Genomic DNA, 15,325 nt, shown 5'->3' with positions numbered 1-15,325 from the left:
GAATATTTCAGGCAGGCAGGTCCAGAACGGCGGCAAGCCCGCCCAGATCGGACCGTTCCAGCCGCAGATCGCCGCCATGCAGCGCCGCCAGATCGGCGACGATGGCCAGGCCCAGACCCGCGCCGGGGGGCCCCAGCTCGTCCAGCCGCGCGCCGCGGCGCAGGGCCTGCGGCACCTGGTCGGGGGACAGGCCCGGCCCGTCATCCTCGATCCGCAGGATCAGGCGGCGGCCCGCGCGCCGGGCGGTCAGGGCGATGCGGCTGCGGCCGAACTTGGCGGCGTTTTCCGACAGGTTGCCGACCATCTCCTCCAGGTCCTGGCGTTCGCCGGCAAAGGCCAGGTCGGGGGGGCAGTCGACCAGCGCCGTCATGCCGCGATCGGCCAAGGGCCAGCGCAGCACCAGCAGGATGTCATCCAGCACCGGCGCGACGGGGGTGCGCAGGCCAAGCCGCCCCGGCCCCGCCTGCCGCGCGCGGCGCAGGTGCCAGCCGATCAGCCGGTCCATCCGCGCGATCAGCGCCTGGCCCTGATGATCGGGCGGCATCTCGTTGGCCAATGCCGACAGGGGGGTGCGCAGGGAATGGGCCAGGTTGCCCAGATGCTGGCGCGACCGGGCCAGCAGGTCGGCATTCTGGTCCAAGGCCGCGTTGATCTCGGCCGCCAAGGGGCGCAGCTCGGTCACGTCGGGCCGCGCCAGCCGGTCCGAGGCGCCGTCGCGCACCCGGCCCAGATCGGCGCGCAGCCGGTCCAGGCTGCGCAGCCCCGCCGTCACCTGCACCACGCTGGCCGCAGCCAGCCCCAGCCCCAGGACCAGCAGCGCCACGGCCAAGGGTCGGGTGACCTTGGCCAGGGCCGCGGCGATCTGGGCGTCGGGCGCGGTCACGGTGATGGCGATGGGGGCGTCGCTGTCGGGGACGGTCAGCTCGCGCCGCAGGATGCGCAGCGCCTGACCATCCGCATCGCGCCCCGGCGCGCCGGTCAGGTCGCCCTCCGGCCCCGTCAGCCGCGCATCCAGCAGCGATCCCGACCGCGCCACCGGCAGGCCATCCGCCGCGACCTGCCAATACCACCCAGATAGAGGCAGCGAGAAGCGCACGTCCAGCGGCCGGGCATCCAGTTGGACGCGGCCCGCCACGACCTCGACCTGGCCGATCAGGCTGTCGGCGATGGCCTGGGTCTCGGCGTCGAAGCGGTCGGTCACGAAATCGCGCAGCAGCCCGGCGATGACCAGGAACGCCCCCAGCAGCGCCGCCGTCACCCAGACCAGCGCCAAGGCCAGCAGCCGCCCGCGGATCGAGGCGATCATCGCGACCTCAGGACATAGCCCTCGCCGCGCCGGGTCTCGATCACGCCCTCGCCGATCTTGCGGCGCAGGCGGCCGATCACGACCTCGATCGACTTGAAGTCGCGGTCGGCCTGCGCCTCATAGAGATGGTCGGACAGCTCGGTCCGGGTCACGACGCGGTCCTGGTGGTGGATCAGATAGGTCAGGATCCGCGATTCGAAGGCCGTGAGCCGCAGCGCCATCCCGTCACGGGTGATGACGCCCAGCTGTCCGTCCAGCTGCAGCCGCCCGGCCTGGATGACCGGGCGCGCATGGCCCGCGGCGCGGCGGATCAGGGTCTGGGCGCGCAGCACGACCTCCTCCAGCCGGAAGGGCTTCACCGCATAATCGTCGGCGCCCGCGCGGAACCCCGCGACCTTGTCCGTCCAGTCGCCCCGCGCCGTCAGGATCAGCACCGGCAGCGCCAGCCCCTGGTCGCGCCAGCGGGTCAGCACCTCGATCCCCGACAGGCCGGGCAGGCCCAGATCCAGCACCGCCACGTCATAGCTTTCGGTCGATCCCAGGAACTCGCCCTCGGTGCCGTCGGCGGCGATATCCGTGACGAAGCCCGCATCCGTCATCGCGCGGGACAGCTGCTGGGCCAGTTGGGGGTCGTCCTCGACGATCAGGGCACGCATGGGGGTCCTTCAGTTCCGGGGCCGCCGGGCCTGCAGCTGGCCTTGGCCCGCCACGTCCAGAAAGCGCCCCGTCCGGGCATCCAGCCGGATGTTGAGGATGTTGCGGTCAGGGGTGACCAGCCGGAATTCATAGACCAGCTCGGCCCCCAGATCCCGTTCCGGGGGGGTGGGGGGGCGCGTCTCGGCCGCGACCAGGCGCCCGGCATAGCGGCCCGAGACGCGCTCGGCCAGCTGATGCAGGGGCAGGGGGCGGAACCCCTCGGCCCAAGGGTCGCCCTCGGCCTGCGCGGCATCGGGTTGCGCGGCATCGGCCTGCGCGCCATCGGATTGGGCCGCGACGGGTGCCGCGGCCAGCGCCATCAGGGCGGCCAGGATCAGGGCGGGAACGGGGTGCGCGCGCTTCATCGGCCCAGTATGACAGCGGAAAGGGAAATGGAAACCAAATGGCGCATTGGCATTCGGTTCGGCGCCCATGCGCTAGACCGATTCGCAGATGGGGCATGACGCCCCCGATACGACGGAGAAGATGATGAAACGCCTTGCCTCGACCGCCGCCGTTCTGGCGCTGATGACCGCGATGCCGCTGGCCGCCCAGACCACCGCGCCCGAAACGGCCCCCGCCGCCCCGACCATCGCCGCCCCTGCGGCCCCCGCCGCGACCCAGCTGCCCGCGCTGCTGGACGGCCTGGCGCTGGACCGCCTGAAGGTCGAGACCAAGCGCGACGGGATGCGCAAGATCGAGGGCTATCTGCCCGACGGCACCGAGATCGAGGCCGAATTCGACATGCAGGACAACCTGGTCAAGCTGGAGGCCGATGACGGCGTCCTGCCCGCCGATCTGGTCGCCCGCGCCCTGCCGCCCCAGATCCGCGACCACCCCGCGATGCAGGTCTTTGCCACCTATGAGGAGATCAAGGTCCATCCCCGCCATATCGAGATCGAGGGCTTCGATGCGCAGAACCGCGAGGTCGAGCTCAAGTTCTCGCCCGATCACCAGCTGATCGAGGCCAAGCTGGACGATGCCGCCCTGTCGCAGCCGGTCATCGACGCGATCCTGCCCCAGGCCGTGCGCGGCAACGAGCTGCTGTCGCAATTCGCCCGGATCGAGCGCATCCGCCCGGCCCGCAACGGCTTCGAGCTGCGCGGCCGCGATGCGGAGGGCGCGCGGATGCGGGTGCATCTGGACGATGCCGGCGGCGTCATGCGCTTTGGCCGCGAAGGCGAGCGCGCCGGACGCGAGGGCCGCGGCCCGCGCCATGACCGCGCCGAGGGCCGCGGGCCCCGTCACGACCGCGCCGAGGGTCGTGGCCCCGGCGGCCCGCGCGGCCCGGCCATGGGCCAGTTCGGCGCCCCCATGGGCCAGTTCGACACGGTCGCGGCGAATCAGCGCCTGTCCGAGGCCGGCTACAGCGATTTCGGCCTGATGATGCCGCAGGGCCCGCGCATCATCCTGGACGCCACCAATCCCGACGGCGAGGCGGTGCGGCTGGAACTGGACCCGCGCGGACAACTGGTGCGCGAAACCGCCCGCTGAGCGGTCGCGCAGCGCCATGCAGGGCCGCCCCCCGGGGCGGCCTCTTGTCGTGAAAACCCCTTGGCGTCGTGTCATTTTGCCGACATGCTCCGCGGCTATGGGATGTCATCTTCATGACATCGACAAGGAGGATCATCGAATGACACGGATCGATCGACGCGGATTGCTGCGCGGCGCGGCCGCCACGGCGGGCGTCTCGCTGGCCTCGCCCTTCCTGGCGCGGCGGGCCATGGCCCAAGGTGCGGGCACGGTGAACATCTTTGCCTGGGCCGGCTATCTGAACGACGAGATCCTGGGCGCCTTTCAGGAGGCCACCGGGATCACCCCGAACTTCACGCCCTATGGAACCAATGACGAATTGCTGAACCAGCTGCGCGCCAATAACGGCGGTGGGTTCGACCTGATCTGGCCGACCGTGGACCGCGTGCCGAACTATGTCGAATTCGGCTTGGTCCAGCCCATCGACGAATCCCGCATCCAGATCGACCGCGTCCTGCCAAGCGCGTGGGAGAATTCGACCGATCTGGGCGCCGTGGTGGACGGCCAGCGATTCCAGGTGCCGACCGATTGGGGCACCGAGGCCCTGGCCTTCGACCGCGACCAGAACCCGCTGGAATACGGCACCGCCTCCTATGGCGATCTGTGGGCCGAGGGCGCGCAGGCCACCGTGCGCGGCCATTCCTCGCTGATCGGGCTGGGCCTGTGGATGGAGGCCGAGGGCCGCCTGCCGCGCCCGCTGCTGGACGCCTTCACCGACGAGGCCGCCCAGACCGAGATCTTCGACGCCATCCTGGCCGAGGCGATCGAGCGCAAGGGCAGCATCATCCAGTTCTGGACCAACGAGAACGAGGCCCAGGGCGCGTTCCGCGTCAACGGCGCGACCATCGGCCAGACCTGGGATTCCACCGCCGCCGCCCTGTCCGAGGAAGGCCTGCCCGTGGGCTTCATCGCGCCCCGCGAAGGCGCGCTGGCCTGGATGGAGGGCCTGTCCATCCCCGCCGGGGCCGCCAACCTGGATGGCGCCTATGAATTCATCAACTGGTTCCTGACCCCCGAGGCGGGCGCGATGTATACCAACGCGACCAAGATCAACTCGACGGCGGTGGGCTCGGACCAGCTGATCTCGGACGAGGCGCGGGCCTTCTTCGCCGCCGCCTATCCGGGCGATGCGCTGGACAAGTTGTGGTGGTGGCCGATCCAGGAAAGCTGGTACATCACGCGTCGCAACGAATATCAGGACCGCTTCCTGTCGGCCTGATGACCCGGAACGGGGCGGCCCGGGCCGCCCCAACGCAGGAGGGATGATGTCCCATTCCGTCGAACTGGCCGATATCGGCATGACCTTCGGCACGACCCGCGCGGTCAGCGATGTCAGCTTCAAGGTCCGGGCGGGCGAGTTCTTCTCGATCCTGGGCCCGTCGGGCTGCGGCAAGACGACGATCCTGCGCATGATCGCGGGCTTCATCGAGCCGACCGAGGGGCGCGTGCTGATCGGTGACCGCGACATGCGTGGCCTTGGCCCCAACCAGCGCCCGACCGCGATGATCTTTCAGTCGCTGGCGCTGTTTCCGCTGATGTCGGTGCGCGACAACATCGCCTTCGGCCTGGAGGCCCGCGGCGTGGGCCGCGCCGAACGTCGCGCCAAGGCCGACGACCTGCTGCGCCTGATCGCGCTGGAGGGTTACGGCGATCGCATGCCGGGCGAGCTGTCCGGCGGCCAGCGCCAGCGCGTGGCCATCGCCCGCGCCCTGGCCGTCGAACCCGGCGTCCTGCTGCTGGACGAGCCGCTATCCGCGCTGGACCTGAAGCTGCGCCAGCATATGCGGGCGGAACTGCGCGCCCTGCAGAAACGCACGGGCGTGACCTTCATCTACATCACCCATGATCAGTCCGAGGCCTTGGCGATGTCGGACCGCGTCGCCGTGATGTCGGCGGGCCTGCTGCAGCAGGTGGCCAGCCCGCGCGAGCTTTACGACAACCCCGCCACCCCCTTCGTCGCCCGTTTCGTGGGCGAGACGAACGCCATTGCGGGCCGCATCGCCCAGGTGGCCGACGGCATCGCCCGGATCGACACCGATCTGGGCCCGCTGACGGGCCGGGCCGGGCAGGGGGCGGTGCCGGGCGCCGCCGGCACGATCTATGTCCGCCCCGAGGCCTTGATGCCCAACCTGGACACGAACCGCCTGACCGCCCAGATCGAGCGCGTGGATTTCGAGGGTGCCTTCGCCCTGGTCCATGGGCGGTTCGACGGGGGGGCGGCGCTGGCGGCCTCGGTGCCGTCCACACGGCTGGCGGACGCGCCCGCGCCGGGCAGCCGGGCGGGCTTCGGCTTCGCCCCCGGTCATGCGGTGGTTCTGGGCGATGGGTGATCTGAAAAACCGTTTCGGGCCGGGGCTTTCGACGATCTTCCTCATCCTGGTTCTGTTCTGGCTGGCGGTGATGGTGCTGGCCCCGAACCTGATGATGATCGACTATGCCCTGCGCCCCAACCTGCCGCCCGCCGCCATCGGCGGGCCGGATGACCGCTACAGCCTGGCCAACATCACCTATCTGGCGGGCGAGGCCACCCATCGCGCGATCTTCTTCAAGACCATCTGGGCCAGCGGGCTGGTGGCGGCGGTGACCTTCCTGGTCTGCTATCCCATCGCCTTCTGGATGGCGCAGCGCGCCACGACCGGCCAGCTGGCCATCGCGCTGATGCTGATCATCATCCCCTTCTTCATCAACGAGGTCCTGCGCACGCTGGCCTGGTTCATCATCCTGGCCTATCGCGGGCCGCTGAATGCGGTGCTGCTGAACCTGGGGATCATCGACGGCCCGATCCGCTGGCAGGGGGATGGCGGCGTGCTGGCGGCGATGGTCTATGCCTATATCCTGTTCATGCTGCTGCCGATCTACAACGCCATCGAATCGCTGGAAAAGGCCCAGATCGAGGCCGCCCGCGACCTGGGCGCATCGCCTTGGCGCATCCATACCCGCGTGGTCATCCCCCACGCCAAGGCGGGGATCGCGACGGGATTCGTCTTCACCTTCATGCTGGCGGCGGGCAGCTATGTCGCGCCCGCCCTGCTGGGATCGCCCGGCAGCCGATGGTTCACCGAGATCATCTATAACTGGTTCTTCGAGGGCGGCGACTGGAACCGCGGCGCGGCCTATGCGCTGGTCCTGCTGGTCCTGTGCCTGGCGGTCGTGCTGATCACCCTGCGGCTGTTCCGCGTCAACCTGACGGATGTCGCGAAATGAGGGCGGATCGGATCTTCGGCGCGCTGTTCTGGCTGTATCTGGCGGTCTTCGCGATCTATCTGTTCGCGCCGCTGATCATCATGGGCGCCGCCGCCTTCAACGAAAGCCGCTTTCCCACGGTGATCCCGTGGCAGGGCACGACGACCGACTGGTTCCGCGCGATGTGGGCCGATGCGGCCATGTGGCAGTCGCTCTGGACATCGGTGCTGGTCGCGGTCTGCGTGGTGCTGATCGTGGTGCCGGTGGGCACGGCGGCGGCGCTGGTGCTGACTTCGCTGCATGCGCGGGCGCGCAGCTTCGCCTATGCGGTGATGGTCTCTCCGCTGCTGACGCCGGGGGTGGTGATCGGGATTTCCACCCTGATCCTGTGGCGGCAGATGGGGGTGGGCGGCGGCGTCTTCCTGATCGTGCTGGCGCAATCGACCTTCATCATCTGCTATGTGATGCTGATGGTCATGGCGCGCCTGCAACGTTTCGACCGCACGCAGGAGGAGGCGGCCTTGGGCCTGGGCGCATCGCGGACCATGGTGTTCCGCCGCGTGACGCTGCCCTTCCTGCGTCCCGCGCTACTGGCCTCGGCCGGGCTGGCGGTGCTGCAATCGATCGAGAACTACAACACGACCCTCTTCGTGCGCGGGTTCGAGACGCCGCTGACGGTCTTCATCGCCACCAAGGTCCGCACCGGCCTGACGCCCGCCGTGAACGCGCTGGCCTTGGTCATCATCGTGGCGACCGTGATCGGCGCCATCGCCTATGAGATCGCGCGCCGCAGGCGGGCCTAGCCGTTGGGCAGGATCACGTCCGGCGCGCGGCTGGCCTGCAGGACCAGCGCCATGTTGGGCAGGTCGTTCCCCTCCAGCTTCGCGCGGGCCTGATCGGGGGGCAGGGCGCGCCAGCGGGCGGCCAGACGGGCGCGCAGCACGGGTTCGGGGACGTCCAGCATCACGCTCAGCGCGAAATGCCGGGCCAGATCGCGCCAGCCGGGCTGGTCCAGCAGCAGATAGTTCCCCTCGACCAGGATCAGCCGGGCCTCGGGCGCGATCTCGCGCGCGGCGGCGCGGCTGATCTCCAGGTCGCGGTCGAAGACGGGGGCCAGCACCGCGCGCCCGTCATCCGCCGCCAGCCGGTCCAGCATCACCGCGAAACCGTCCAGATCAAAGGTCCACGGCGCACCCTTGCGCGCCAGATCGCCCCGCGCCGTCAGCAGCCGGTCATCCAGGTGAAACCCGTCCATCGGCAGCAGCGCCGCCCCCCTCACCGCCGCCAGCAGCGCGTCGGTCACATGGCTCTTGCCCGCGCCGGGGGGGCCGGCCAAGGCCACCATCGCCCGGCCCGGCCCCCGCGCCAGGTCCCGCAGCCGCGCCGTCAGCGCCTCCAGCCCGATCCGTTCCGTCATGGCGACCCTTTCCTTTCGCCGGACAATCCGGCATCGGCCAAGGCTTGGCAAGCGGCTTGCCCCGGGGGGCGGCTTTGGGGATGATGCGCGCGACAGGCGGGGGGGCGACGGCGGTGGTTCAGGCGACGGAGGCCATGGCGCAACGGCCGGTCTGGGCCGCGCGCCCCGATCGGCAGCTGCGCCGGCGGGGGCTGGCGGTGCTGACGCTGCTGGTCCTGGGCTGGGGCATGCTGGTCCAGGGCAATGCCTGGCTGGCCGCGCGCACCGTCGCCGCCACCGTCCCGCAGGGCGAGAACATCCTGCGCCTGGCCGTGTCGGGCCTGCGGGGCGAGCTGGCGCGGTACGAGCGCCTGCCCGAGCTGATGGCCCGGTCGGGCGTCCTGGTCGAGGCGCTGCGCCCCGATGCAGGCGTGGCGGATGTGGCGGCGGCGAACCTCTATCTGCGGCACGTGGCCCAGCTGATGGGGCTGTCGGATGCTTATGTGATGACCGCGACCGGGCGCACGATCGCGGCCAGCAATTTCGACCGCGATCTCAGCTTTGTCGGGGAAAGCTTTGAATACCGGCCCTATTTCACCGATGCGATCACCGGCGGGCCGGGGCGGTTCTTTGCGCTTGGCACGACATCGGGCAAGCGGGGCTATTACTTTTCCGCACCGGTGATGGATCGCGGGCGCATCCTGGGCGTCCTGGCGCTGAAGGTCGATGTGGACCTGATCGAGGACAGCTGGCGCGCCGCCGAATACGAGATGATCGTCACCGATGACGAGGGCATCGTCTTTCTGGCCAGCCGCCGCGACTGGCAGTTCCGGTCCCTGGCCCCCCTGACGCCCGAGGCGCGCGACCGAGTCACCGCGACCCGCCGCTATGACGACGAGCCGATCCCGATGCTGCCCTTGCAGATGGCGGGGCGGGTGGACCGCCACCCGGTGCTGCGGCTGGACATGCCCGGCACGCGGCGCGAATTCGTCGCCGTGTCCGAGGCGATGCCCGAGGCGGGCTGGACCGTCCAGGTCCTGCTGGACACCGCCCCCGCCCGGCGCCAGGCGATGATCGGGTCGGTCGCGGGGCTGCTGATCGTGGGGGCGGTGCTGGCCGGGCTGGTCGCCGTGGCGCAGCGCCGGGCGCGGCTGCGCGAACGCCTGTCCATCCAGGCCGAGGCCCAGGCCCAGCTAGAGGGCCGCGTCGCCGCCCGCACCGCCGAGCTGGGCCGCCTGAACGCCCGGCTGGAGGCCGAGGTGACCGAACGCCGCGCCACCGAGGCCGAGCTGCGCCGCACGCAGCGCCACCTGGTCCAATCCGCCAAGCTCGCCGCCCTGGGCCAGATGTCCGCGGCCCTCTCGCACGAGCTGAACCAGCCCCTGGGCGCAGTCCGCAACTTTGCCGCCAACAGCGTGACCTATCTGGACCGCGGCCGCATCGACGAGGCGCGCGGCAACATCGCCCGCATCCTGTCCCTGACCGACCGCATGACCGAGATCGGCCGCACGCTGCGCAACTTTGCCCGCAAGCCCAATGCCCAGCTGGCCGATGTGGACCTGCATGACGTGCTGCGCGACGCGCTGGAGGTGATCGCCTGGCGCATCGGCAAGCGCCCCGTCGCGCTGGACGTGGACCTGCCGCCGGGTCCGGTGATCCTGCGCGCGGGGCCGGTGCGGTTCCAGCAGGTCGTGGTGAACCTGCTCTCGAACGCGCTGGACGCGACCGAGGGGCGCGACGATGCCCGCATCACGGTCACCGCCGAACGGGCGGCGGGCCGGGTGCTGCTGCGCGTGGCCGATAACGGCCCCGGCATCCCCGAGGGTCTGGAGGAGCGGATCTTCGACCCGTTCTTCTCGACCAAGGGGGTGGGGGCGGGGCTGGGGCTGGGCCTGTCAATCTCGTTCAACATCATCAAGGATTTCGGCGGCGAATTGCGGCTGGTGCGGGCGCCGGGCGGGGCCGTCTTCGTCATCGACCTGCCTGCGGGGGGCGCGTCGTGACGGCGGGGCGCATCATCCTGGTCGATGACGAGGCCGACATGCGCCTGTCGACCGCCCAGGCCCTGGACCTGGAGGGCTTCGCCGTCGAGGAGGCCGCCGACGCCCAGGCCGCGCTGGATCATGTGGGCTTCGGCTTTCGCGGCATCGTCATCACCGATATCCGCATGCCCGGCATGGACGGGCTGACCCTGATGAACCGCATCCGCGAGATCGACGCCGAGATCCCGGTCATCCTGGTCACCGGCCATGGCGACATCCAGCTGGCCGTGCGCGCCATGCGCGAGGGCGCCTATGATTTTGTCGAAAAGCCCTTCGACGGCCAGCAGCTGGCGGAAATCGCCGCCCGCGCCATGGAATATCGACGCGTGGTAATCGAGAACCGCATCCTGCGCGCCGCCGCCGGTCAGGCCGACGACCTGGAGACGCGGCTGGTCGGCCGATCCGCCGCGATGATCGACCTGCGCCGCCGCCTGCGCACCATCGGCCCGACCGAGGCCGATGTGCTGATCGTGGGCGAGACCGGCGTCGGCAAGGAGGTCGCGGCCCGCGCGCTGCACGACCTGTCGCCCCGCGCGGGCCGCCCCTTCATCGCCATCGACTGCGCGGCCCTGCCCGCCGCGCTGATCGAATCCGAACTGTTCGGCCATGAGGCCGGGGCCTTTCCCGGCGCGCTGCGCCCGCGCTACGGCAAGTTCGAACATGCCCGCGGCGGCACGATCCTGCTGGACGAGATCGGCTCGATGCCTCTGGACGTGCAGGGAAAGCTGCTGCGGGTGGTGCAGGACCGGGTCATCACCCCCTTGGGATCGAACGAGGATCGGGTGCTGGACCTGCGCTTCATCGCCACCTCGCGCAGGCCCTTGGAGGACGAGGTCGCCGCGGGGCGGTTCCGGGCCGACCTGCTCTATCGGCTGAACGTGGTGACGCTGAACGTGCCGCCGCTGTCGGCGCGGCGCGAGGATATCCAGCTGCTGTTCATCAAGCTGGTCCAGGAGGCCGCCGCCCGCCATCGCCGCCCGCCCGTGGCCGTTCCCCCGCAGCTGCTGGCCGAGATCGCCGAACGCCCCTGGCCCGGCAATGTGCGCGAGCTGCGCAACGCCGCCGACCGGCACGCCTTGGGCATCGCGCTGCAACCGGCCGAGGATCGCAGCCCCGACCAGATGCGCCTGGCCGCCCGCGTGGCGGGGTTCGAACGCGATGTGATCGTGTCCACCTTGGCCGCCCATGGCGGGCGGCTGAAGCCGGTCTATGAATCGCTCGGCCTGTCGCGCAAGTCGCTTTACGAAAAGATGCAGAAATACCGCATCGACAAGACCCATTACGCCGATGCCGGCGACGAGCCCGAGGGATGATGGGCGGATTTCCACCCGCCCGGGTGACGCCGATGTTACCGAATCCACCCATCGCGCACCAAGCTGAGTGATTTTCCTGCCCGCCGGGCGCATGGCGGCATTGCGCGCGGGGCATGGCGCGGCTTAGCTGTGCGGGCTTTCACATGGCCGCGCGAGGGTGCGGCCGCAAGAAAATCTGGGAGGATTTCATGCGTTTCCTGACCTCGGCCGCCGCTGCGGCCCTTCTCAGCCTGTCGCCGGCCTTTGCCCAGGACGATCGCGGCGACTGGCCGTCCAGCGTGACCATCGGCACGGCCAGCCAAGGCGGCACCTATTTCATCTATGGCACGGGCCTGGCCGGGATGATCACCCAGAACCTGGGCCTGAACGCCTCCGCCGAGGTGACCGGCGGCCCGGTTCAGAACGCCACCCTGGTCGAGACGGGCGATCACCAGATCGGCCTGGTCACCATGGGCCCCGCCTACGAGGCCTGGACCGGCAACAGCGAACTGGCGCCGGGGGTGGAACATGCCTCGCTGCGCGCGCTCTTCCCGATGTACCAGACCCCGTTCGAGGCGGTGGCGCTGCAATCCTCGGGCATCGCCGACGTGATGGACATGGCCGGCAAGCGCGTCTCGGTCGGACCTGCGGGCGGGACGGCCGCGACCTATTGGCCGCGCTTCTTCGAGGTGCTGGGGGTCGAGGCCAATATCAGCTATTCGGGCGCCAATGACGCGACCAGCCAGGTCAAGGACGGGCTGATCGACGCCTTCGCCTTTGCCGCGGGCGTGCCGATCAGCGCCTTCGCCCAGATCGCGGCGGAAAACCCCGTCAACATCTTCGGCTTCACCGAGGAACAGCGCGAACAGATCCTGGAGGCGCTGCCCGAGGTTTCGGCCTTCGACGTGCCGGGCGGTCTCTATCAGGGCTTCCCCGAGGGCCACGGCACCGTCGCCATGTGGAACTTTGCCGTCGCCCATGAGGAGATGCCCGAAAGCCTGGCCTACGAGATCACCAAGCTGGTGATGGAAAACAACGAAGGCATGATGCAGATCCACGCCACCGCGGCCGAGACCCTGCCCGAGAACGTCGATCAGAACGCCTTCCTGCCCTATCACCCGGGCGCCGTCCGCTATTTCGACGAGATCGGCGTCGAGATCCCGGCCGAACTGCGCTGATATCCGGCGGGGGCCGCCACCGGCCCCCGCCCTTTTCCCGTTTCCCCCATTCAGATCGGTCCGGCCGCCGGATGACGCGCGGTCCCTGCCGACGGAGATGACCCATGTCTGCAGCTTCCGCATCCGCGGCCGGACCCGTCATCGCGCAAGGCGTCGATGAAGAGCCGATGGCCGCCAACCAGCGCGATCCCCGCGCCCGCGTCGGGATGGCCATCGCCATCCTCTGCGCGGCCTATACGATCTTTCACCTCGTAGTCATGGTGCTCTATCCGCTGGAGACCTGGACCTACCGCATGATCCATGTCTGCGGCGGGTTGGTCATCGGCTTCCTGACCTATTCCGCGCTGAGCCAGACGCCCGATGCCGGTCCCGCCACCCGGCGAGGCCCGGTCGAGACGGCGCTGCTGGGCATCGCGGCCTTGGGCATCGGCTATGGATTCCTGATCATCGCCTATGCCTGGGGCATGTGGTGGCTGGCGGGTGTCGCCACACCCCCGGCCTTCGGGTTCCGCACCTATGGCCTGCCCTTGGTGATCGGCACCACGGCGGCGATCGTCGCGGCCTGGCGCTATTCCTCGCGCGACCGCTCGCGCATCTATCTGGGCGATGTGCTGCTGTGCTTTGCCTCGATCGCGGTGCTGGGCTACATCCTGTTCGTCGTGGGCGCGCTGCGGATGCGGGCGGGCACGGGCATGGCGCAGCCGGGGGACCTCTGGGCCGCGCTGACGGGCGTCCTGCTGATCCTGGAGCTGGCGCGCCGACTGACGGGGCTTGCGCTGGTCATCATCGTCGGCGTCTTCATCGCCTACAGCTTTCTGGGGCCGTGGCTGCCGGGCTTCCTGAACCATCGCGGTTATACGGCGACGCGGTTCTTCACCTATATCTTCACCGATCAGGGCGTGCTGGGCGATCCGATCGCGGTCAGCTCGACCTACATCATCCTGTTCATCGTCTTCGCGGCCTTCCTGCAGGCCTCGAAGGTGGGCGATTACTTCGTGAACTTCGCCTTTGCCTGCGCGGGCCAGGCGCGGGGCGGGCCGGCCAAGGTGGCGGTCTTCGCATCCGGCCTGATGGGCATGATCAACGGCACCTCGGCGGGCAACGTGGTGTCCACCGGGTCGCTGACCATCCCGCTGATGAAGCGCGTGGGCTATGCGCCCAAGACATCGGCCGCGATCGAGGCGACCGCATCCTCGGGCGGGCAGATCCTGCCGCCGATCATGGGGGCAGGGGCCTTCATCATGGCCGAGGTGACGGGCATCCCCTATACGGAAATCGTCATCGCCGCGATCATCCCGGCGCTGCTCTATTTCGTGTCGGTCTATTTCATGGTGGACCTGCAGGCGCTGAAGCTGAACATGAAGGGCCTGCCCCGGTCCGAGCTGCCGCGCTTTTCGGTGCTGGTGCGCCAGATCTATCTGTTCCTGCCGATCATCATCCTGATCTACACGCTGTTCGCGGGCTATTCGGTGATCCGGGCGGGCGCGATGGGGATGGCGGCGGCGGCGATGGTCAGCTGGCTGACGCCGCATCGCATGGGCCCGCGCCAGATCTTTCACGCGCTGGAGCTGGGGGCCAAGATGTCGATCCAGCTGGTCGCGGTCTGCGCGGCGGCGGGCGTCATCGTGGGCGTCATCGCCCTGACCGGGGTGGGGGCGCGGTTTTCGGCGCTGCTGCTGACCATCGCGGATCAGAACCAGTATCTGGCGATGTTCTTCGCGATGTGCATCTCGATCATCCTCGGCATGGGGATGCCCACCACGGCCGCCTATGCGGTGGCGGCGGCGGTGGTCGCGCCGGGGCTGATCAGCCTGGGCGTGCCGGTCCTGGTCGCGCATTTCTTCGTCTTCTACTATGCGGTGATGTCGGCCATCACCCCGCCCGTGGCACTGGCCGCCTATGCGGGGGCGGCCCTGTCGGGGTCGGACCCGATGAAGACCAGCGTCGAGGCCTTCAAGCTAGGCCTTGCCGCCTTCATCGTGCCATTCATGTTCTTCGGCTCGCATGAATTGCTGATGCAGGGCGAGACGCTGGACATCATCCACGCCACCGCCACCGCGCTCTTGGGAATGTTCCTGCTGTCGGCGGGGGTGATCGGCTATTACTTCGGCCATGCGGCGGCCTGGATGCGGGTGGCGCTGATCGCGGCGGCCCTGTCGATGATCGCCGTCGGCTGGATGTCGGACCTGATCGGCGTCGGCGTCGCGGTCGCGCTGTTCCTGTGGCAGCGCAAGGTCGTCACGCCCCAGACCCTGGCGCAGGGCCGCGCCGACTGAACGAACCGCGCCGCCGGGCAGATTTCCGGCGGCGCCCCTTGCAATGGGGCGGGGAATGGCCTAGGTTCTGCGGGCTACGTTAAATTCTCTGCATCCTGTCTGCGTCTCGCTATCAGTCTGCTTTGTTAATCTGACTGCGCCGGGCCACTGCACTCTGCGGGTGGCAACCAAGACAGGAGATCTCACGATGGCCAACGGCACCGTGAAATGGTTCAACAGCACCAAAGGCTTCGGCTTCATTCAACCGGAAGGCGGCCGTCAGGACGTGTTCCTGCACATCTCGGCTCTCGAGCGCGCGGGCCTGTCGGCCCCGGCCGATGGCCAGAAGGTGACCTATGAGCTGGAGCGCGGCCGCGATGGTCGTGAATCGGCAACGAACGTCCAGTTCGTCTGATTCCATCGTCACCGCGACGATCTGGGGCT

General features: G+C 69.4%; 14 protein-coding genes. 10 read left to right on the top strand and 4 right to left on the bottom strand.

All coding sequences use genetic code 11. The features are described from left to right. Nucleotides 1-7: 7 nt before the first annotated feature. From JHW48_RS09725 to JHW48_RS09715, 3 genes are read right to left on the bottom strand one after another with little or no spacing between them, the layout of a single operon-like run. Nucleotides 8-1,306 carry a sensor histidine kinase gene (locus tag JHW48_RS09725; RefSeq protein WP_119886860.1) on the bottom strand — a complete coding sequence of 433 codons (1,299 nt, stop codon included), beginning with the start codon at nt 1,304-1,306 and terminating at the stop codon, nt 8-10. Then, a complete protein-coding gene (locus JHW48_RS09720) occupies nt 1,303-1,962 on the bottom strand; it encodes a response regulator transcription factor (protein ID WP_119886859.1) in 660 nt (219 codons plus the stop codon). Before JHW48_RS09720 ends, JHW48_RS09725 begins: the two co-directional genes overlap by 4 nt. 9 nt (nt 1,963-1,971) lie before the next feature. After that, on the bottom strand, nt 1,972-2,367 hold the full coding sequence (locus JHW48_RS09715) for a PepSY domain-containing protein (RefSeq protein ID WP_272835590.1): 396 nt from the start codon (nt 2,365-2,367) through the stop codon (nt 1,972-1,974). Between the two features lie 121 nt (nt 2,368-2,488). Between JHW48_RS09715 and JHW48_RS09710 the strand changes: the two genes are divergently transcribed. The 5 genes from JHW48_RS09710 (at nt 2,489) to JHW48_RS09690 (ending at nt 7,521) form a co-directional block, all read left to right on the top strand. Further along, nucleotides 2,489-3,496: a PepSY-like domain-containing protein gene (locus JHW48_RS09710; RefSeq protein ID WP_272835589.1), complete on the top strand. Its 1,008-nt coding sequence runs from the start codon at nt 2,489-2,491 to the stop codon at nt 3,494-3,496. A gap of 139 nt (nt 3,497-3,635) precedes the next feature. Next, a complete protein-coding gene (locus tag JHW48_RS09705) occupies nt 3,636-4,754 on the top strand; it encodes an extracellular solute-binding protein (RefSeq protein ID WP_119887640.1) in 1,119 nt (372 codons plus the stop codon). A 46-nt stretch (nt 4,755-4,800) separates the two neighbouring features. After that, nucleotides 4,801-5,865, top strand: coding sequence for an ABC transporter ATP-binding protein (locus tag JHW48_RS09700; RefSeq protein ID WP_119887643.1), 1,065 nt, complete (start codon nt 4,801-4,803; stop codon nt 5,863-5,865). Then, on the top strand, nt 5,858-6,739 hold the full coding sequence (locus tag JHW48_RS09695; RefSeq protein ID WP_119887644.1) for an ABC transporter permease: 882 nt from the start codon (nt 5,858-5,860) through the stop codon (nt 6,737-6,739). Before JHW48_RS09700 ends, JHW48_RS09695 begins: the two co-directional genes overlap by 8 nt. Further along, nucleotides 6,736-7,521 (top strand): ABC transporter permease, encoded by a 786-nt coding sequence (locus JHW48_RS09690; RefSeq protein ID WP_119887641.1) that lies wholly within the window; start codon nt 6,736-6,738, stop codon nt 7,519-7,521. Before JHW48_RS09695 ends, JHW48_RS09690 begins: the two co-directional genes overlap by 4 nt. Here the strand turns inward: JHW48_RS09690 and JHW48_RS09685 are convergent. Further along, nucleotides 7,518-8,135, bottom strand: coding sequence for a nucleoside/nucleotide kinase family protein (locus tag JHW48_RS09685; protein WP_119887642.1), 618 nt, complete (start codon nt 8,133-8,135; stop codon nt 7,518-7,520). The genes JHW48_RS09690 and JHW48_RS09685 overlap by 4 nt on opposite strands. An 80-nt stretch (nt 8,136-8,215) precedes the next feature. Between JHW48_RS09685 and JHW48_RS09680 the strand changes: the two genes are divergently transcribed. The 5 genes from JHW48_RS09680 to JHW48_RS09660 all read left to right on the top strand — a co-directional run bounded on the left by JHW48_RS09680 (nt 8,216) and on the right by JHW48_RS09660 (nt 15,296). Further along, the gene (locus tag JHW48_RS09680; protein ID WP_272835588.1) at nt 8,216-10,117 is read left to right on the top strand and encodes a sensor histidine kinase; all 1,902 of its coding nucleotides are present in this window, start codon (nt 8,216-8,218) and stop codon (nt 10,115-10,117) included. After that, nucleotides 10,114-11,469 (top strand): sigma-54-dependent transcriptional regulator, encoded by a 1,356-nt coding sequence (locus JHW48_RS09675; RefSeq protein WP_119887520.1) that lies wholly within the window; start codon nt 10,114-10,116, stop codon nt 11,467-11,469. The genes JHW48_RS09680 and JHW48_RS09675 overlap by 4 nt, the downstream gene beginning before the upstream one ends. A 188-nt stretch (nt 11,470-11,657) precedes the next feature. Then, entirely contained in the window at nt 11,658-12,626 is a 969-nt protein-coding gene (locus JHW48_RS09670; RefSeq protein WP_119887527.1) for a TAXI family TRAP transporter solute-binding subunit, read from the top strand. A 104-nt stretch (nt 12,627-12,730) separates the two neighbouring features. Beyond that, complete coding sequence (locus JHW48_RS09665; RefSeq protein ID WP_119887521.1) at nt 12,731-14,902, top strand: TRAP transporter permease; 2,172 nt, start codon at nt 12,731-12,733, stop codon at nt 14,900-14,902. Nucleotides 14,903-15,089: 187 nt separating this feature from the next. Next, nucleotides 15,090-15,296, top strand: a complete 207-nt coding sequence (locus JHW48_RS09660) for a cold-shock protein (RefSeq protein WP_119887522.1) — start codon at nt 15,090-15,092, stop codon at nt 15,294-15,296. The last annotated feature ends 29 nt before the right edge of the window (nt 15,297-15,325 follow it).

Source organism: Paracoccus aestuarii (genome assembly GCF_028553885.1).
In the GTDB taxonomy this organism is placed as follows: Bacteria; Pseudomonadota; Alphaproteobacteria; order Rhodobacterales; family Rhodobacteraceae; genus Paracoccus; species Paracoccus aestuarii.
Note: the sequence above shows the minus strand (reverse complement) of the source record. Positions and strands in the feature narration are given on the sequence as shown.